The following is a 19,603-nucleotide window of genomic DNA, read 5'->3' as shown; positions in this document are numbered from 1 at the left end:
TTCTGCAAATGTGAAGAAATATAAAAATTCACATTTATTTTATCACATTTAAGGTCGTTTTAAAAGCATATAACAGTTAAATGCATGTAAAAACTTTGTAATCTTATTTTGTTATAAATGCTCCGAGTATTGCACCGATCAGGAGTATTACAGGCTGCCATACAGGTGCAGATACTTCAAAACCCGGAATTATACTTGATACTGCCAGCAGAATAAGTACCAGAAATATCGTGCTTATAAGTCCGCACAGAAGTGCCGAATGACTGTTTTTTCGCTTTGCTATAATACCGCAAATCACGGAAGTTATGATGTATACGACAATTGAAAACATTCCGTATAGACTTTCAGGGTTTTGAAATGTGTTGAGAATTACCGCACTTATACCAAGAAGTATCGTCATTATTACGGATGCTGCAAGCGAGGCGGTAAGGCAGTTGACTATAAAGTTTAATGCTGTCGGTGTGTTTCCGGCTGTTTGTTTGTTCAAAAAAATCACCCTCCCGATACAAGTGTATTACGGGAGGGATAATTTTATTACAATGGTTTGTTATTTCAATGTCGCAAGCTTTTCGGATATAGCTTCAAGCTGTTTGTTGTAATTCTCATACCATTCGTTTGTGAAAATGCGTATTACGTTCCAGCCGTTCTTTTTCAGAAGCGTGGGCATGAGCACCTCGGATGTATACACATCGTTGGTTTGTCCGCAGTAATTGTCCAAAAGAACGCCCAGAATGTATCCGTTGTTCTCTTTACTGCGCACGGCAACGTCTATTTTAAGCTCCGAAGTTCCCAGATTCTGAACGGTATCATAGCCAAGCTTCTGAAGGAAATCGCATATTTCGCCGCGTATACTGCACTTGTCAAATTCGCCCGGCTTGGCAGGTGCAAAATATGTATAGCGGTCGTAAATGAATTTGATAAATCTCTTGAAGGCGTAAAGGCTGTCGGTGTATGGTTCCAGCTCGTCAAGGGAATTTTCGTTAAGGGCGGTTATCACTGTAAGCGAATTGCGCAGCGAGGACATCAGCGAATTGAAGCGCAATCTGTAATTGTCTCCCGCAAGCTGTGCCGGATTAAACGGCAGTATACCTGTGTTGTTACCTGAAGAAAAGGTGGTTGAAACAATCACTCTGTCAAAGCAGGCGGAGGGATAGTCTTCAATTGCGTAAATTTTGAGATTGTCAAGTATGCTTCCGCTCTGATCCCACAGCTGGCGTATAAGCGCCGCCTGAGGACGTGTGAATGCACATACGGCAATTGACTCGTCAGTAACAAGATTTTTCAGGGTTTCCACTACGCAGTTTGCCTCGGCGTAGTTAACCAAAGTGCCGCGCCGCTCAAATACACCGTTTACGGGGATAATGCTTATGTCGGCCATTTCGGTTGCCCACGGTATTACATGCTCGTTATGGAACGAGAAAATTTCGCTTACCAGTGAAGCAAGGTCGCGGCGTGTGTCGTATTTGTATTCCAGCTTACACAGCGGGACATCTGCTTTTATAAGACGGGAATACAGCGAAGCGGGAGAGTATGCCGCACCGCGTCCTATCAGTGAATACGCCGCCGGTGCGCTGAACAGTGTGTTTTCTTTGGTTGTATCCATACCAAGGAACACTGTTTTTTCAGCGCGGGAAATAAGACCCAGCAGTGAGTAATATGGAATTGCGTGCACGTCGTCGATTATCAGACAATCAAACATCGTATCTTCGGCAAGATATGCATTTATGGCACTTCCGTAAGATACTGTTACGGGAAAACGCTTTTGCAGAAGCTTAAGATTCGAAGCAAACAGCTCACCCATATCCTTGGAGTCCAGGTATGTCTTTTCCTCGTTATCACTGATGTAGCGATTGTGGTAATCACGGTAATCGGTACGGAGCTTAATTCCCAGATCTTCGATTATCATTTCGTCAAGCTGTAAAATCAGCTCGCTGAGCCCATTGCAAGCATCGGCACAGCTTTCGCTGCTGAAGGAAGCAAAAACCTGTTCATTGGCAAGAATATACTCGCAGGAAGCCTTGAAGAAGCCTTTCAGAAATGCCTGACGGAATTCGTCTTGAGTCATGTCGGTGTTTTCGAGAAGAGCTACTGCACTGTCAAGTCCGATGGCAAGAGCATTGTCACGGGCGTTAAGATATTCACACCAGCTTTTGAGCCCGTCAATTGACTGCTCCAATTCGGTTATCCAGGCATATACGTATTCATACCACTTAATTGCCATTTTGTCCTTCAGGGAGTATATATCCACTGAAAGATATTTAACCAGTGTGTTTTCCGCTTCCGTAAAGGTGGCGCGAAGCTTTTTATATTCCGCAAATTTTGTCTTGTAAATATCAGGATTCTGAACGAAGTCGGTTATAACGGACGCCTGGGAAGGAATAACATCCTCAGGATTGCATTCGCGGCGACAGATGTTGTCGAGGTGAAGCACATATTCTTCGCAAACAGAATATATTTTCTTTAATTTTTCGAGAGCTTCGCGTTCCATCTCAATATTACGTGTGAACATATCAATACCGAACAGCTCCTTGAAATCCGAAGCTTCTGCCGCTATTTTTGCGGTGTTTTCGGCATAATGCACCAGTGAATAAAGCGTGTCCGGAAGCTCATCAACAGAGATGACTTTGTCATCGATAAGATGATTTTTGAGCATTGTCAACAGCTTTTTCTGTATTCCGTTACGCTTTATAAAGAATGTGGAAAGAGAAGCCTTGTATTCCTCAAGCATCTGAGCCGCATCAATATCCAATACATGTTCTTCAAAAATTCCGAATATTTTTTCCGAGCTTGAAAGGCGCTTTTCTGCCAGATCAATAACACCGTGCAGTCGGTTCAGGGTGTTTTTGCACTTGGTATCAAAAATTGAGGAAGTGAGAACGTCGGAGCAGTTCTGTAATATGTATGCAAGCTTTTCCAAGGAATTGGATTGATCCTCGCGTAAAAACTCGAAATCAAAGCACATCAGCTCGCACAACTCATCCTGACAATCCAGAAAGCTTTCGAGCGCCGCCTTGTATGAATTGATAAGAGTTACAGCCTGAGCCTTTATTTCATAAGAAAAAGTTTTTCTTCCGATTTTTGCAAGAGGGTGGCGGTAGGGCTGTCCGCTGAGCTTTACAGCCTTGGTAAGCTCGGATATCTGGCGGAGGGAAGCGATGACCTTGTCCTCGTCCAACTCCTTTATAAAAGCGGGAGAAAAGGCAACACAGTATTTTGAATTTTTGTATTTTTCGTACTGCATTACGTTCTGGTACAGATCAAATCCGGTTTTCTGCTTTTTGTGGAGTGCTTTGTAGTAATTGGAAAGCTCGGATTTTTTCTGCATCATACGCTGAGCTTTTATGTAAAGCTCGCTGGGACGCTTTTCCGGTAACTTTTCAGTGTTGAACGCACCTGTCAGGTCGGGGGCGTACGGACGGAGATAAAGTGTGTAATCGTTAAGGCTTAGTTTACCCAGGTATTTTTCCAAATCACTGCATGCACCGGGCGTGCCGCCGACGTAAAGAACGGTTTTGGATTTGTAAAGTGTGTTGAAAATGATGTTTGCTGCCGTTCTTGTTTTGCCGGAGTTTATATTACCGCTTATAAAAGTAGATTTATCCTCGGTTGCATGATATACAGCGCTTTTCTGGAAACGGTCGGGTTCAAGAGGACAAGGCATATTAAGCGGAAAAATGGAATCAACATCTATATCGCCGTATGTACGGGATTCGGGCGGGGTCTCCGTTCCCATGAGAAGAGCGCGTGAAAGGGGAGAGGAAACGGAATTTTTATTTAAATGTGTGTAGTCCGAAAAGGAAGAAAGATCATGTGCACTGAGAGAAACGTATGGTATGAACTTGATATCAAGTCTTCCGCTGACGGCAGACGAAATAAGAGAAAAGATATATTCGCGACGTGTAAGTATCTCCCGTGCCGGGATTTTTGACAATGTAACAAAATTTACTGTGAAAAGCCGCTTGATTTTTTCCAGGAAAATTGGATTGAGAATGGCATTGTCGGTAAGCAGTCTCAATTTGCATCCGTCAGGTGACCCGCTGAGTTCGCAGGGGACCAGGAACATTGGAGTGTAGATGGTGTTGGCTGAATCAGGGGATTTCCATTTTGCGTAGTAGAATGTGACATATGTGTAGTATCTGTAATATCTGTCACAGCTTGTAATATTGTAAATGGAGTGTATACGCTTTTTCAGCTTTGCTTCGGTACAGAATGTGGCTGTTTCACCCGGTTTTTCATTAAGCTCGTTAATGCATCTTTCCATCACGGCACATCTCTGGTCGGGAAGAAAAACACTTTCTGTATTCTCACTGAAAGGAGAGGGTGTGAGTGTCGTGGGATTTTTAAGCTTTGAAGCGAAGGCTTCCACGCTTGAAGTGTATGCAAGTCCGACAACATTTTTAAAATCGGCGTTTATGAGGGGATTATTTTCAGAAAAGTCGAAAATTTCACTCTTTAATTTGTTTATTTCACGCTCTGCCGCATCAATATTTTCATCATTGATGTCTACCCAATCACTGAAGAAGTCATCGTTTTCATATGCACCACCGTCAAAAACCAGCTTGCCGTTTTCTACAATGCGGTTTGGGATGGGTTTTATGCCTGCAATGCGTGCCGCTTTAATATCGACAATTGCGGTAAAATGTGCAGCATTTTTTTCGCAATATTCCTTTGCCATGCGACAGGAATTTTCAAAGTCGATGCTCATGCCGTTTGCCATTGAGGTTGGTTCCATGAGGAAAAGCACACGGCGTGGACCGCGTCCCATCGCCATAAGCTCGTCAAAGTTTTCGGTGACAGGGTTGGTGAAGTTCAAATCACTCAAAAAACAACCTATAAGCACATGATTTCTGAATACGGTTATAAAGGGATTGAGCCCCAGATTTTCCAGGCACGCGGCGAAAACCAGCGAAATGTCAAGCGAGCTTCCTATCATGCGGTGCATAAGCATTTCGGCGGTCTGGAGAGATACGCATTTTGAAAGATAGTCGGTTTTTGTGATGTTGTAGGTTATTTTGAGACTGCGTATTGAGTCGTATATAGCCCGGTTTATTGCAAAAACCTTTTTTATGTTCTTCTTTTCGTAGCCGTCGTTTATTGGCAACTCACCCTGGTTGCGAAGTAATTCATATGCAGAGGAAACGATTTTTTGAACCTGTGGCTGTGAGGGAGTAACCAGAGAACACAGATATTCGGGCATACAGGAAAAACCGCTCCAGCAATAGTAGGGCTGAAGATCCACATTGTACGAAAGGCTTCCGCATACATCGTGTCGGTCTCTTACGGTGATGTCAATAGTACATTTCTGAGGCTCGGTGACTGCCTGGATAATGCGCGGACGCATTTCGGGCTCTATTCCCGATATATCACATTTTCCGTCAGCGCTGATGGTGATACTGCGGTGGTAGGAATGGAATATTTCCGGGGTGGCTTTTATTGTTACGTAAAGGTCTTTTCCGTAAAAATCGGATGCATTTTCCTGAGGGGATACCTCAAAAAGCAGTGATTTTATCAGCGGAACATTGTTTACACACATGCTGTAATTGTAATGTGATATATTGAATGACAGGATTTTAATCATTGAGCTCATGGTTAATTCTCCTTAGCTTTTTCAATTTCGTTTTTAAGTTCCTTTACACGCGCGATAAGCTCTTCACTGCAAAGCTTGTCGGTGCAGTAAGACTTTTGAAGAAGCTCACGCGGTATATATTCGTCGTATTTTTCAAATACGGGAAGTTCGTTCTGTCCTACCAACTCGGATAGTGTTACACCTTGACGCGCTATTGTGTCATTCAGATAGTTTACAAAGCTTTCCCGGTCATAACGCTCCATTTTGAAGGTGATATAATAGCAGGAATCATATTCAAGGGCGGTGATACCCAGCGCAGCGGCGCATTTGTACTGAATAAAGCGCTTGAGCGAACGTACAGATCGTGTTCCGAGCCAGGGAAAAAGACAATAATTTACGCCGCCCAGACACACAAGTCCCGTTTCCAAGATACCTGTATTGCGAGCCACAGAGCGTGCTTTTTCCAGTCGTTTTATTGCTTCGGGCTTAAGGTAAGGATAAACGGTATCCTCTTCAAGTATTTTTTTCATTCGTTTTAGTATTTTTGTGTGTATTTCACCCTTGTCACCCGGCCATGACACCGCCATTTTTCCTTTTACAGCTTTTACATATATAAGCTTTCGTTGGATTTCCAGCTCTTCCACTTCCCATACACGGCCTGCAAGCGCAAATCTTTCGCCTACGGGGGGAGGTGTGGTTATGGTGCCTATTTCCTCTGATTTGCATCGTACGGTAAAATCCTCGCTGTCTTTGAACACTGCATAAAACTTAAAGCTGTTTATTATCTTTTCGCCCTTGAGTCCAATAATAAGACCCTTTTCTTCGGTCTGCTGAATGTGCTCGTTTTTTATCAGATGCACCAGTAAATCTCGGTAGTCTTCTTTCTCAATGTCTTTGAAGGGAGCAAGAGACAGAACCTTTTGTGCCAGTGATGCAGGAGTAAGTTCTCCCGATGAGGCCAAAACAGACATTGTCTGATGATATAAAAGGCTGAAGGGTAAGGATTTTCTGAAGGGCGGCTCCAGCCAGCGCTCCTCAATATAAAGCTGTATAATGGCGATTCCCTGCAGAAAATTCCAGGGGATAAGCTCATAAACAGGTGTGTTTGGCAGCGCATTTTCTTCGCGGAACACCATAATCATTTCGGGCGGTGTTTCTCTTCGTCCCGAACGTCCGATGCGCTGAAGGAAGCTTGATACCGTATTTGGAGCACCGATATTGATTATACGTTCCAAACGTCCTATATCCACGCCCAATTCAAGCGTTACTGTGGCACATGTCACAGCATGCTTTGTATCATCCTTCATAACCGATTCTGCTGTTTCGCGCAGAGCGGCGGAAAGATTTCCGTGATGGATATAGAATATGTCATCTTCATTTCTGCTTTCCGCTATCTGTCGCAATGTGGCAGTTATTATTTCGGTTTCTTCGCGTGAATTTGAGAATACAAGACTTTTTTTCTGTCTTGCGCATTTATAAACAAAATCATACCCTGGGTCTGCAACATCGCCGTCGATTGACGTCGGTTTGTCTGAATTCTCGTTTTGCAAGTAAAAATGTTGCATGGCGAGCCGCCATTTGATGCCCGAAGATTTGATATTCACAACAGAGCATCTGCGGTTGGTATTTTCACTTAGCCATTCGGCAGCAAGACGCGTATCTCCCACCGTAGCGGATAAACCTATTCTTCGGGGCGAATGTCCGATGAGCGCAGAAAGACGCTCAATAAGACAGCATACCTGGCTTCCTCTGTCAAAGCCCATGAGTGTGTGAATTTCGTCAATGACAACATATTGCAAGTCACCGAAAAGGCGGGGAATATCGTTTTTTCTGTTTATCAACATGCTTTCCAGCGATTCCGGAGTTATCTGCAAAACAGCTGTCGGCTTTTTGAGAAATTTAGATTTTTGTGCCGAGGGCACATCTCCGTGCCAGTGAAATACCGATATACCGCTTTCTTCCATCAGCGTTTCCAAGCGCTCGAATTGGTCATTTATAAGTGCCTTCAGTGGTGCAATGTATAAAACGCCCACCGACGATGGGGGATTGTCATACATATGGGACAAAATGGGGAAAAATGCCGCTTCTGTTTTTCCCGAAGCCGTGGATGAGCATATGAGCAGATTGTTTTCTGTTGAAAAAATGACATCTGCAGCTTCTATCTGTACCTCGCGTATGGTGTCCCATTCATTTCGGTATATGAAATCACGAATAAAAGGAGAAAAGGAGTTATAGACTCGTGCGGCTTTTTCACGATAATTCATATTTCAATACTGCCCAAATCAAATATATCATCATCGTCTCCGGATTCTGCATCGCTTTTCAGAGTTACATTGCCGTCGGAAATGACTTTGGAGAAGGTGACACCGCTGTTTTGGTACATAATGTTGAGGACACCCAGAAAATCACGTATTATTTCACGTGGAGTGAGCAGTGTGTCAGCACCCATTTTATTGAAACAAAGCTGTAAGAATTCAAGTATCTCACTGTCCGCAATCTCAGGTTCCCATGCGTAATACTGCTTGTGCAGTATGAGCATACGCATAATAAGTGCGTAAAGCTCATCATCGCTGAGACGGTCAAGGTATATAACCGGTCCCATAAAGTTTTTATAATTTCCCTTGGCTACACGGCTTCCCGAAAGACGGGATTTAAGCGCATCGTAGCTGAAAAGTCCGCGGCGCTCGTCTTCCAAAAACTGAGGTGTGCCACCCAGAATCAGCCCGAGCCCTTCCGCTTTGCCCTGGAGGGTATCGTTGAACATGGAAAGGATTTTTTCGTAATTGTTTTCACGTGACATTTTGTGAGGGATTTTATAAAGATTGACACACTCGTCAAAGAAAACAACAAAGCCTTTGTATCCTATTTTACGGAAGAACACGGCAAAAAGCTTGACGTAATCATACCAGTTGGAGTCGTCGATAAGGGAGTTTATACCCAGCGTACCGCGCACCTCGAGCTTGTTGGAGTATTCACCTCTCAGCCAGCGCAGGGCGCAGGATTTCTTTTCATCGTCACCGCTTTTTACGGCACGGTAGTATATGGAAAGCACGCTTGCAAAATCAAAGCCGTTAACAAGACCTTCAAGAGAAGCGGCAACCTCCATTATTTTTTTGTCCATTGTAAGGGTGAACGCAGGGTCATCCTGTGAAATGCCGTCTTTTGTAACCGTTTCCGCTTGAAGCGCCGACAGCCATTTTGTGAGTATTACGGGAAGAGCTCCGCCGTCGGGAGAGGTCTTGCAGGCAAGATTCTTCATAAGCTCGCGGTAAGTGGCAATTCCTTGACCTCTTGTTCCGATAAAACGTCGCTCGGGAGAAAGGTCGGTATCTGCGGTAACAAAGCCTTTTTCAAGTGCGTTACAGCGTATAAGTCCTATAAGAAAGCTTTTGCCGCTTCCGTATTTTCCTATTATAAACCGACAGTCGCCCATGCCGTCCGCAACGTTTTCAAGTCCGCCCAACAGAGCGGTTACTTCGTCATTTCTGCCGATTGCCATGTACTCAAGTCCGAAACGCGGAACGACACCTGCGGCGGCAGAGTTCAGAACAGTACCGAGTATTCTTTTTGGGATTTTGATAGGTATATTCTTTTCAGACATTATGGTTTCCTTTCATATGTTGAAAGCTGATAATTCGTCAATATATTCTGGTATTACTGTGTAATCCGATGGGTCGATTACGGTGTCCCCGATATATTCAAGTGCTTTTTCGTTTATACTGTCAATGACCGCATCTGCAAGAAGCCCTGCATTACGTGCGGCTTTTTCCGTTTCACTCGGTGCAGCGTTATTCAGTATGAGATGCAATATTGCTTTTTCACACTCTGTAAGAGCGGACGGAAAATCGTTTTGTTCGCTGTTTACGGATTCCGTTGGTACAGATGCCTCGATGATGGGGATTGCGGTTTCGTCATCTTCCCTGATCAATCCGTCGGTCAGCTTTTCGGTGGTTTGCCAAGAAATGTCTTCTATTCGTTTGGCTTTGGCCAGGTTTACTTCTATTTTTTTGATTTCACGCGGCGGTGCGGTCTTTTTTTCAATCGCGGCCTTTGTTTTTGAAATGACAGGATAATTAAGCTCCATAAAGCTGTCGATAACACCGCGTATTTCGTCGGCAAGAATGATATTCGGAAGCCTGTTTCTCATGCCGAGAGACGCACGTATTTTGTTTTCGGTGTGTTTTATTATATTTGAAAACGAAGTACGTATAAGCTCGTTGGAAATGAAAGGATAGTAAGTGATTGCCATATTCTTTTTTGTGTTTGCCGAACAAACTGCGCCCAGGTACGATGAACGGGTTACTTTCAACTCGCTTTTATGAAGATAATTGCCGTCTGGTGTGAAAAAACCTATTTCAAACAGCTTATGGAATATTGCTTTTATACATCCGTCAAATATTTTTCTGTATTCCTCGATTTCATAGCTTTTGCTTTTGTAAGGGCTGTAATTGGAAAGTACTTTGCACACAAGCGAAATGTTATCGTCTGTAAGATGCCCGATATCGCTCAAAACATAGTCAAACAGATACATGTTGAAAAGTATGGATTGCTGCTTTGTTTCTGCGTAGGGGATTACTTTTTCCAGCATTTCAAAGGGAATGCGTATATTATGAATGATAGCGTAATCCGTTATCCAGTCGCACAGGTATTTATTCAGCTCTGTGTGCTTTTGATAATAAGCAACCCACAACGAAATGATGGCACTAAGCACGTTTTCGGGCTTGATAACGTCGTCCAGCGAGATGAGTTCATAAATGTACAAGAAAATATACGACACATCTGTTTGCAGGTATTCGTTTTTTCTGGCGCATTCTCTCCACCATAGATATCTTTGATACTGCATGGCTGAAAGATCTGAGTACTGAGGCATATACGAGAAGAAAGGAACAAAATCCGCCTGTTTATTTGGAGATTGCATGTGTACTCTGTGCGCGTTACCCGAAAAATCGTTGCTGTATGAATATGAATTTGCAATGTCGCTTACCACGGCCCCCAGAATTACCGAGCTTTTCGAGGAATAATCGATTTCGGTCTTGTTTGCGGGAGGAAGAACAGTTTTTAAAATATCATCCAGCGAAACCGATTTATCGTTGCTTTTTCCGTTTCTTATAAGTACCGGATCGGGTGAACCGGTGCTTTCGTGAGTTCTTGGCGGTGAATTTTGATAATGGGGCTTGCGCGGGAGAAGCTTGTCAATATCCCAGAAATCGTCCTTCATAACAACCGCCTTTCTTGTGGAATGGTTTATCTTATAATTTTACCACATTTGTTCGTTTGTGTCAATTGCTTTTACAACCGAAAAATTTACCTGCAATACGACAGGCAACAATGCCTATGCATATTCCGTACACCACCGAGAATACCACGTCACTGGGAAAATGGACATACAGATACAGCCTTGAAAAAGCAATGAGAAGTGCTGCGGGTATGGCAGCAAATCCGAATTTTCGGTCGGTCAAGGTGAGCACTGTGGCACATATAACGGATGAAAGTGTGTGCCCCGACGGAAAGGAGTAGTCGGAGGGGTTTTCTATAAGCAATAAAACATCCGTATTTATCCAGCAGGGGCGCGGACGGGCAATAAGATTTTTTAGTATCATATTTCCCGTCAGAAAACCGAATGCCATGGCACATAGCATGGTAATACCGCTTTTTCTGTATTTTTTTGACAAGATAAGCGCAAATCCCGCTATGAACCATATAATCCCGCCGTTTCCCAGATGTGTGAAAAAAGTCAGCAAAAGGTCAAAAAAACGACAGGTCAGGTTGTTGTGTATAAAATCGAGTATAAGAAAATCTGTTTGGGTGATGGAATCCACTTGTATTACCTCGTTTTCTGGTTATATCTGCGAATCGTCAAATTGCGCATGGTAAAGCGAGTGATAAATTCCGTTCTTTCGCAAAAGCTCGTCGTGCTTTCCGCTTTCTACTACATTTCCGTTCTGCATGACAAGAATTATGTCTGCATCTCGTATCGTGGAAAGCCGGTGGGCAATTATGAAGCTTGTTTTGTTCTTGGTTATTTCGTCGAACGCACGCTGGATATGTGTTTCGGTAACTGTGTCAACGGAACTTGTAGCTTCGTCAAGAATGAGAATTTCAGGATTGAAAAGCATGACTCTTGTGATTGCAAGAAGCTGCTTTTGCCCCTCTGAAAGGTTTTTTGCGCTTTCGCTTACGGGAGTGTCATAGCCCAGCTCCAGACGTCTGATAAAGCTGTGCGCACCGCTTCTTTTGGCGGCGTTCTTAATCGCTTCCGGATCCGCATCGGGATTGCCGTAAGCTATATTCTGTGCAATTGTACCCTCAAAAAGCACACTGTCCTGAAGTACCATGCCGAAATTGGAACGAAGCGAATCGCGTGTCATGGAATAAATGCTTTGGTTGTCTATGAGGATATCGCCATCGTTCACATCATAAAAACGCATAAGCAGATTCACAAGTGTTGTTTTACCCGCACCTGTTCCACCCACGATGGCACAGCGCATACCGGGGGAAACCTTGAGATTGAAATTCTTTATCAGAGGCTTGTCGGCAGAGTAAGAAAAGCTGACATTTTTGAATTCCACCTCTCCCGCAAATTCCGCGGGAGCGGCTTTTATGAGCGACTCGTCTGATATTTCATCGCTTTCAAGCAGTGTGAAAATCCTGTCGGAGCAGGCAAGAGCCTCTTGAAAGTTGGTTATAACCCCGGTTATTTCGTTGAAAGGTTTTGCAAAAATGTTTGCGTAAATGAGAAATCCTGAAAGCACACCCACGCTTACTGTGTCCGAGCCGTTAAGAATTGCAAAACAGCCCAGTATTCCCACAACCGCATACGAAATATTGTTCACAAGACGGGTGGAAGGGTTGGCAAGCGAGGAGAAAAACAGTGCATTAACGCCGGCTTTATATAGCATGGCGTTCTTCTCTTTGTATCGAAGTACGGCACTGTCATAAGAGGAAAAAGCATTAAGTATTCTCTTGTTTGAAATCATTTCCTCCGAGTATCCGTTCAGTTCACCTGCAAGCTCTACCTGCTCCTTGAAATAGGATTTGGTCCTGAGCGTTACAAAGCGGGCGACAAAGTAAGCAAGCGGCGCAGAGAAAATAACAACCAACGCCATAAAAATGTCGATTTTCAGCATTATAATAACGGCTCCGATAATGGTTATAATACCGCTTATCAGTACCGAAAAGCATTGCACAAGCCCGTTTGCCAAAGCATCAGCGTCAGAAGTAAACCTGGAAAGAGTGTTTCCGTGCGGCGTACGGTCGTAAAAACTCAGCGGAAGCCGTCTCAGCTTGTCAAACATTCTGTTTCTCAGCGAAAGAGAAACGTTATACGCGGTTTTGTTTGACAGTACATTTAAAAACCACAGAGAAGCGGCATTAGCAACATAAGAAATGCCTATAAAAGCCAGATTTTTATATAACCCGCCATAATCAGTGACGGGATTCAGTGCAGGGTCTATACAGTCCACCGACGCACTTATAAAATACGGTCCCAAAAGGGAAGTGACTACCGAAATCACAGCAAGAATGAATATAAATGCTATGGTCAGCTTGGAGGAAAAAACAAGCGGAAGCAATCGATTTTTCATTGTTTCAGCACCTCCAATTCGTTTGCGGAAAGCTGATGGAAGCAAATACTGCGGTACATTTCGCAGTTATTAAACAGCTCTTTGTGATTTCCTGTACCCACAATTTCCCCGTCTGCCATAACCATGATTCTGTCACAGTGACGTATGGAGGAAACACGTTGTGAAACGATAATTACTGTTTTGTTATCAAAGGAGTCCCTGATGGCGTCGCGCAGTTTTTTTTCTGTTTTGAAATCCAGCGCACTTGCACTGTCGTCAAGAATGAGAATGTCTGATTCTTTTGCAACAGCTCTTGCAATGGCAAGACGCTGACGTTGACCGCCCGAAAAGTTTTTGCCGTCTCTCAATACGGGAGTATCGTATTTTTGCGGCAGGGATTCAATATAGCTGTCTATCTGAGCAATCCGGCATGCTTTTTTTATTTCTTCATCCGAAAGCGCCTTGCCCATGCCGATATTGCTTTTTATCGTCCCGCTGATAAGAGAGGTTTTCTGGGGGACACAGGAGATGATGTCACAAAGCTTGTTTTCATCGATGGATTCGACTCTTTCTCCCATCACCTTGACTGTGCCGGTGTCGGCGGCGTAATCGTACATCATGAGACGGATAAGTGTTGTCTTTCCGCTTCCCGTACCGCCTATTATGCCTATTTGCTCTCCGCTTGAAATTTTCAGACTTATGTCCTTGACCGCAGTGTCGGCGCCTTTGTTGTAGGAAAATGAAACATTTTCCATTTCGACTGCCACTTCGTTGTGCTGAGGTATTATATTGCCGTGAGTAAGCTCATTTACGGTGTTCAGAATTTCACGCACGCGCACTGCACTCGCGGCGGCGCGGGTAAAGATGCCGATGAGGTTTGAAACCACTATCATGGCAAGCAGTATTTGCGAAGCATAGTTTACGAAAGCTACAATGTCTCCGATAAGAAAATCTCCGCCGGTGAGCATGAGACCGCCACGCCACAAAACCACCATTATGGCGAAGTTGACAATTACGGTTGTGAATGGTGAAAGAAGTGCCGAAATGCGTCCCACGCGATTAAGCTCTCTTGTGTAATGATTGTTTATGTCCTCGAAAGCATTTTTTTCTCTTTCAAAGGTACAGAATGCACTTATAACTCTTATTCCCAACAGGTTTTCGCGCACTTTTGAGGTCATGTCATCCAGTGTTTTAAGTACCGATGTGTAAAGCGGAGAACTGAATTTTACTATCAGTAAAAGCATAAGTGCAAATATAGGGATAAGTGCCAGAAGAATGAGCGCGAGGCGCATGTTTAGAAACATCGCCATAATTACCGAGCCGATGCAGATGAATGGTGCGCGTATGGCCAGACGTATCATCATATTTACACCGGTCTGAAGATTGTTTACATCTGTTACAAGCCGGGAAGAAAGTGAGGAAGTACCGAAATTATCGGTTTGCGAGCTTGAAAGTGTACCTATGTGGCAAAACATTGCATTCCTGAGGTCTGTACCGAATCCCTGTGAAGCACGTGCGGCAAAATACTGGCACACACAGGAACACCCGAAGCCCAGCACCGCCATCACCAGCATAATTATACCGCAGCGTATTATATACCCGCTGTCGTTTTTTTCAACTCCGTTATTGACCATGTAAGCCATAATGGTAGGCAGAAGCAGTTCGAAAACCGCTTCCGCCAGCTTGAATACAGGCCCTATGATACATTCCCTGAGGTATGGCTTTAAAAAACCGCGCAGTTTTATCATAATCAGCCCTTTATATAGTTCTGTGCATATTTCCATACACTGGAGCACATGTCTTCAATGGTAAGCTCTGCTTTCCAGTTAAGCTCCTTCAGAGCTTTTTCGGGATTTGCGTAGTATTCCGAAATGTCTCCCGGACGGCGTTCTTTTATTTCATAAGGAATCTTTATGCCGTTTACCTTTTCAAAAGCTTTTACAATGTCAAGAACACTGTAACCGATGCCGGTTCCGAGATTGTATGCCTTTGCACCATCAAGGTGCTCCAGCGCTCTCAGATGACCTTTTGCAAGGTCCACTACATGGATGTAGTCGCGCACACCCGTGCCGTCGTGAGTGTCGTAATCGTTGCCGAATACATTAAGATGCGGGAGTTCGCCCACGGCAACCTTCATAATGTAAGGCATGAGATTGTTCGGGATACCCTGGGGCTCTTCGCCTATAAGTCCCGAGGAATGTGCGCCGATAGGGTTGAAGTATCGCAGAAGAACAATGTTCCACTCGTTGTCGGAAACATATACATCACGCAGTATTTCTTCTATCATTAGCTTGGTTCTTCCGTAAGGACTGGTTGAATGAAGCTCCATATCCTCTGTTATGGGGACCGATTTGGGTACGCCGTAAACAGTGGCGGAAGAAGAGAAAACTATATTTTTGCACCCGTATTTTGCCATCACATTGCACAGTACAAGAGTGCAGCCGATGTTGTTCTGATAATACATAACAGGCTTCAGTACGGATTCACCGACTGCTTTGTAGCCCGCAAAATGTATTACCGCGTCTATTTTATTCTCTGTAAATATCTTTTCAAGCAAAGCCTCGTTTGCAACATCGCCTTCGTAAAATGCGGGCTTTACTCCCGTTATCATTTGGATTTTGTCAAGGACCTCCGGCTTGGAGTTTGACAGGTTGTCTATAATTATTGGTGTGTGTTTTTCGTTGATAAGCTCAACGCAGGTGTGAGATCCGATGTAACCCATTCCGCCGGTGACAAGTACGTTCATATTGTTCTCCTCATAAGTGTTTTATCTTGGTAAAATTATTTTTTCGTCAATGGAAAGTTTGTATTCAACAGAATCGATTAGTGCTTTCCAGCTTGCTTCCATAATATCGGTGGAAACCCCTACTGTATGCCAGGAATGCTCTGTGTCGCCGGATTCGATAAGAACCCGTACCCTCGCGCCGGCAGTGGCGTCCGAATCCAGTACACGTACCTTGTAGTCGATAAGACGCATTTTGGAAAGAGAGGGATAAAAATGCCTGAGTGCCTTTCTCAGTGCGGCATCCATTGCATCCACAGGACCGTTTCCCTCGGCAGCGGTTATTTCCTCGGCATCGCCAACGGCAATTTTCATAAGTACCGCAGCTTTTGAATCGCTTCCGCGTTGAATATCAGGCTCGCTGAGTACCAGCTTGAAGTTTTTAAGCTCAAAAAACTTTTTTCTTTTTCCCAATTCTTCAAGTATAAGCAGGTCAAGCGAAGCATCCGCATTTTCGTAATGGTAGCCCTCGTGCTCATATTGCTTTATTTTCGCCAGAGCGCTTGCTATCTGAGGTGCATCTTTGGTAATTCCGGGGGATATTTCGGAAAATCTCTCGTATAGTGTGCTTTTGCCTGAAAACTCCGAAATCACTTTGTGACGGCTGTTGCCGACAAGTACCGGATTTATATGTTCAAAGCTTGCGGCATCCTTCATAACAGCGTCGATGTGCATTCCTGCCTTATGTGTAAATGCGTATGCACCTATGTAAGGTGATGCATTGTCAATGGTTATGTTTGAGATATCCGCTATTTTACGCGCCGTATCGTACATCTGCGGGATTTTGTCCGCACAGGTGAGAGGCACATTCATTTTGTAAAACACGGTGGGAATCAGAGTAGTGAGCGCAGTGTTTCCGCAACGTTCACCTATGCCCAGAAAGGTTCCGTGAAGTTGAGTTGCACCTGCACTCATGGCACTTACGGTGGAGGCAACCGCCATTCCCGAGTCGTTGTGACAGTGTATACCCAGCTTGCAGTCTGTAAGTCTGCTTGCTGTTGCGACTGTGACTGCAATGTCGTGGGGCAATGTACCGCCGTTGGTATCGCACAGAACGATGCAGTCGCATCCTGCATTTGCTGCTGTGGTGATGACACGGAGGGTATAATCAGAGTCGTTTTTTATGCCGTCAAAAAAGTGTTCTGCGTAAAATATAACCTTTTTACCGTGGGAAATGAGGTAAGAAATGCTGTCGCGTATTATTCTCAGGTTTTCCTCGCGGTCTGTACGAAGCACGTTTTCCACATGGAACGAAGAGCTTTTTCCCACTATGGAAACGTATACCACGTCCAGAGCGGCAGTTTTTATAAGCGATTCACACTGACTCGCATTTTCACCCGGCTTACAGGTGGAGGTGAAGGCGCATATTTTTGCATTTTTCATTTTCATGCCGGAAATAAGCTCAAAAAGCTCGGCATCCTTCGGATTTACCGATGGGTTTCCGGCTTCAATGAAATCAACGCCAAAGTCATCCAAAAGCGATATTATTTTAATTTTATCCCGGGTGGTAAAGGAGATACCCGATGCCTGTGCGCCGTCTCGCAGGGTGGTGTCGAATATTTCGGTTGTTGTGTTCATTGTGAATTTCTCCGTGTTGGTTTATTCTTATATTATACTAGAATAAGAGATATATGTCAATATATTTACGAAAAAAACCAACATATGTGATAAAAGTTAAAAATTTCAGGTTGATTTTATTTTAGTTTTGTAATATCATTTATGTAGAACCAACATTACCGGAAAGGGGGAGTACCGACTCTTTTTCAGCAAGCATTGACAATAAATGAAGAGCTTTGTCAAAAGTGCACGAAACTCTATCGGGAAATATGTGCAATATATGCATTGTTTATTTTTCGAATTTATTGTATAATGTTAGAGATTTGTGGCACAGTTTGCGCTGTGCGAATAAAAATTTTCAGAAAGGAGTTCGGATTTACCGAACAAAAAAGCTATGAACAAGAATTTAGTCAAGGTTTTGGCAGTAGTACTGATGTTTGCTATGATAGTTCCTTTTGTAGTTTCCTGCGGCGAGCAGCAGCCCCAGCAGGTAACCAGACCCGGCACAACTTCCAATCCTACCAACGCAAATGGCGACGACAAGCAGGTTAACGCCGATGCTGAAGAAAGAATTTACCCCGACATTCCCGAGTCCGATTTTGAAGGCTACAACTTCAGAATCCTTTCTTACGACCCCAACAACGAGTGGGCAGTAAGAGATATGTACGCAGAAGAGCTTAACGAAGACCCCATCAACGACAGCGTTTTTACCAGAAATAAGGCTGTTGAAGAGCTTCTCAAGATAGAAATCAGCGAAGTTGCCGCTTCCAATGCGGTTGACCTTGCCAGAAAGAGTATTGCATCCGGTCTTGATGAATACGACCTTATCGTTATTCCCTCCGGAAGCCAGATGACTCTCGCTCAGAACGGTTACCTCTACCGTCTGGATGAAATGGAATACCTTGATCCTACCAAGCCCTGGTGGGATAACAACTCTTATGAATCTCTTTCCGTTGCAGATGCTCACTTCCTTATCGTAGGTGATATGCAGATCATGGATAAGGATGCTACCTGGGTTCAGTTCTTCAACAAGAAGATGATTGATGACTACGGTCTTGAAAATCCCTTCGATCTTGTTAAGAATAACGAATGGACCATCGACAAGCAGATTGAAATGATCAAGGAAGTTACCGATGATACCAACGGTGACGGTCTGTACACCAAGGAAGATACCTTCGGTATGGTTTCCACCACATTTGCTCCTATGGGCTTCTTCTACGGCTTCGGCGAGCAGATTGCTACCAAGAATTCCGATGATATCCCCGAACTTACCATGAACACCCCCAAGATGTCCCAGATTGTTAACTACATAGATGAAATCTGCAGCGTTAACTCCAAGATTGCATTCTGCGGTCAGCAGCCTGCCGACGTTCAGGAAGTTTTCGAGCGCGGACGCGGTCTGTTCATGAGCGAAGTTCTTCAGCTTGCTGAGAGACTCCGTGAAATGGATACCGACTTCGGTCTTATTCCTCATCCTAAGTATGATAAGGACCAGAAGGATTACTACAGCGTAGTTCACTCTACCACTTGTATGATTTCCGTTCCTCTTACCATCACCGATTCCGAGAGAAACAGTATTATCATGGAAGCCCTTTGCGCAGAGTCCAAGTACACTCTCCGTAAGGCTTACTACGACACCTCTCTTACCACTAAGTTCCTGCGTTATGATGACGGCTCTTCCGAGATGCTTGATATCATCTTCGCAAACCGTGTATACGACCTTGGCTTCATCAATGACTGGGGCGGATACTACAACGGCTTCATCAATCTGTTCACTGCCGGCTCCAAGGACTTCGCTTCTATGTACGCAAAGAACGAGTCCAAGGCTCTTAAATCTATTGACCAGATCGTTGAAAGATACATGGATAGCGGACTTTAATATCGCTTAAAAATCAGATGAAAAATACGACAGCGCATTGCGCTGTCGTATTTTTATCGGTTCCATGAAATTTGTTTTAACATTTTTCGGAACATATTGACCGGAAATCCGTCTTATGATAAAATGACGAAAAGACTAACTATTAAAAGTCAATAGGTAAAATTAAAAAAGTTGAAAAAAATTTATCTATTAAAAATAGGCATGACAAAACAGACATCCAAAGGATGCCTTGAAAAAGATTTTATGTTATTTATACG

General features: G+C 43.9%; 11 protein-coding genes. 1 reads left to right on the top strand and 10 read right to left on the bottom strand.

Annotated features, from left to right (window positions below; translation table 11 throughout):
• Nucleotides 1–103 precede the first annotated feature (103 nt).
• The 10 genes from E7588_04470 to E7588_04425 form a co-directional block, all read right to left on the bottom strand.
• On the bottom strand, nt 104–487 hold the full coding sequence (locus E7588_04470; GenBank protein ID MBE6688520.1) for a TIGR04086 family membrane protein: 384 nt from the start codon (nt 485–487) through the stop codon (nt 104–106).
• 60 nt (nt 488–547) lie between these two features.
• Nucleotides 548–5,587, bottom strand: a complete 5,040-nt coding sequence (locus tag E7588_04465) for a hypothetical protein (GenBank protein MBE6688519.1) — start codon at nt 5,585–5,587, stop codon at nt 548–550.
• Nucleotides 5,588–5,589: 2 nt separating this feature from the next.
• Entirely contained in the window at nt 5,590–7,830 is a 2,241-nt protein-coding gene (locus E7588_04460; GenBank protein MBE6688518.1) for a DEAD/DEAH box helicase, read from the bottom strand.
• Nucleotides 7,827–9,167: a biotin carboxylase gene (locus E7588_04455; GenBank protein ID MBE6688517.1), complete on the bottom strand. Its 1,341-nt coding sequence runs from the start codon at nt 9,165–9,167 to the stop codon at nt 7,827–7,829. The genes E7588_04460 and E7588_04455 overlap by 4 nt, the downstream gene beginning before the upstream one ends.
• Before the next feature lie 12 nt (nt 9,168–9,179).
• Nucleotides 9,180–10,784, bottom strand: coding sequence for a hypothetical protein (locus tag E7588_04450; GenBank protein MBE6688516.1), 1,605 nt, complete (start codon nt 10,782–10,784; stop codon nt 9,180–9,182).
• 61 nt (nt 10,785–10,845) lie between these two features.
• Nucleotides 10,846–11,385, bottom strand: a complete 540-nt coding sequence (locus E7588_04445; protein ID MBE6688515.1) for a phosphatase PAP2 family protein — start codon at nt 11,383–11,385, stop codon at nt 10,846–10,848.
• 21 nt (nt 11,386–11,406) lie between these two features.
• Nucleotides 11,407–13,149: an ABC transporter ATP-binding protein gene (locus tag E7588_04440; GenBank protein ID MBE6688514.1), complete on the bottom strand. Its 1,743-nt coding sequence runs from the start codon at nt 13,147–13,149 to the stop codon at nt 11,407–11,409.
• Nucleotides 13,146–14,876: an ABC transporter ATP-binding protein gene (locus E7588_04435; protein MBE6688513.1), complete on the bottom strand. Its 1,731-nt coding sequence runs from the start codon at nt 14,874–14,876 to the stop codon at nt 13,146–13,148. Before E7588_04435 ends, E7588_04440 begins: the two co-directional genes overlap by 4 nt.
• Nucleotides 14,877–14,878: 2 nt before the next feature.
• On the bottom strand, nt 14,879–15,874 hold the full coding sequence (gene galE, locus E7588_04430) for a UDP-glucose 4-epimerase GalE (protein ID MBE6688512.1): 996 nt from the start codon (nt 15,872–15,874) through the stop codon (nt 14,879–14,881).
• A gap of 21 nt (nt 15,875–15,895) precedes the next feature.
• Nucleotides 15,896–17,488, bottom strand: coding sequence for a citramalate synthase (locus tag E7588_04425; GenBank protein ID MBE6688511.1), 1,593 nt, complete (start codon nt 17,486–17,488; stop codon nt 15,896–15,898).
• 373 nt (nt 17,489–17,861) lie between these two features.
• Here E7588_04425 and E7588_04420 point away from each other — a divergent pair, with 373 nt between their 5' ends.
• Entirely contained in the window at nt 17,862–19,346 is a 1,485-nt protein-coding gene (locus E7588_04420; GenBank protein ID MBE6688510.1) for an extracellular solute-binding protein, read from the top strand.
• Nucleotides 19,347–19,603: the final 257 nt, after the last annotated feature.

The organism is Oscillospiraceae bacterium, from assembly GCA_015065085.1.
Lineage (GTDB): Bacteria > Bacillota > Clostridia > Oscillospirales > SIG627 > SIG627.
The sequence above is the reverse complement of the archived record's forward strand: the minus strand, read 5'-3'. Positions and strand labels throughout refer to the sequence as shown.

What these genes read in the sequence shown, in the direction of transcription:
- E7588_04420 (MBE6688510.1), top strand. Translation starts at nt 17,862, where the DNA reads ATGAACAAGAATTTAGTCAAGGTTTTGGCAGTAGTACTGATGTTTGCT.
- E7588_04440 (MBE6688514.1), bottom strand. Translation starts at nt 13,149, where the DNA reads ATGAAAAATCGATTGCTTCCGCTTGTTTTTTCCTCCAAGCTGACCATA.
- E7588_04460 (MBE6688518.1), bottom strand. Translation starts at nt 7,830, where the DNA reads ATGAATTATCGTGAAAAAGCCGCACGAGTCTATAACTCCTTTTCTCCT.
- E7588_04455 (MBE6688517.1), bottom strand. Translation starts at nt 9,167, where the DNA reads ATGTCTGAAAAGAATATACCTATCAAAATCCCAAAAAGAATACTCGGT.
- E7588_04435 (MBE6688513.1), bottom strand. Translation starts at nt 14,876, where the DNA reads ATGATAAAACTGCGCGGTTTTTTAAAGCCATACCTCAGGGAATGTATC.
- galE (MBE6688512.1), bottom strand. Translation starts at nt 15,874, where the DNA reads ATGAACGTACTTGTCACCGGCGGAATGGGTTACATCGGATCTCACACC.
- E7588_04465 (MBE6688519.1), bottom strand. Translation starts at nt 5,587, where the DNA reads ATGAGCTCAATGATTAAAATCCTGTCATTCAATATATCACATTACAAT.
- E7588_04425 (MBE6688511.1), bottom strand. Translation starts at nt 17,488, where the DNA reads ATGAACACAACAACCGAAATATTCGACACCACCCTGCGAGACGGCGCA.
- E7588_04450 (MBE6688516.1), bottom strand. Translation starts at nt 10,784, where the DNA reads ATGAAGGACGATTTCTGGGATATTGACAAGCTTCTCCCGCGCAAGCCC.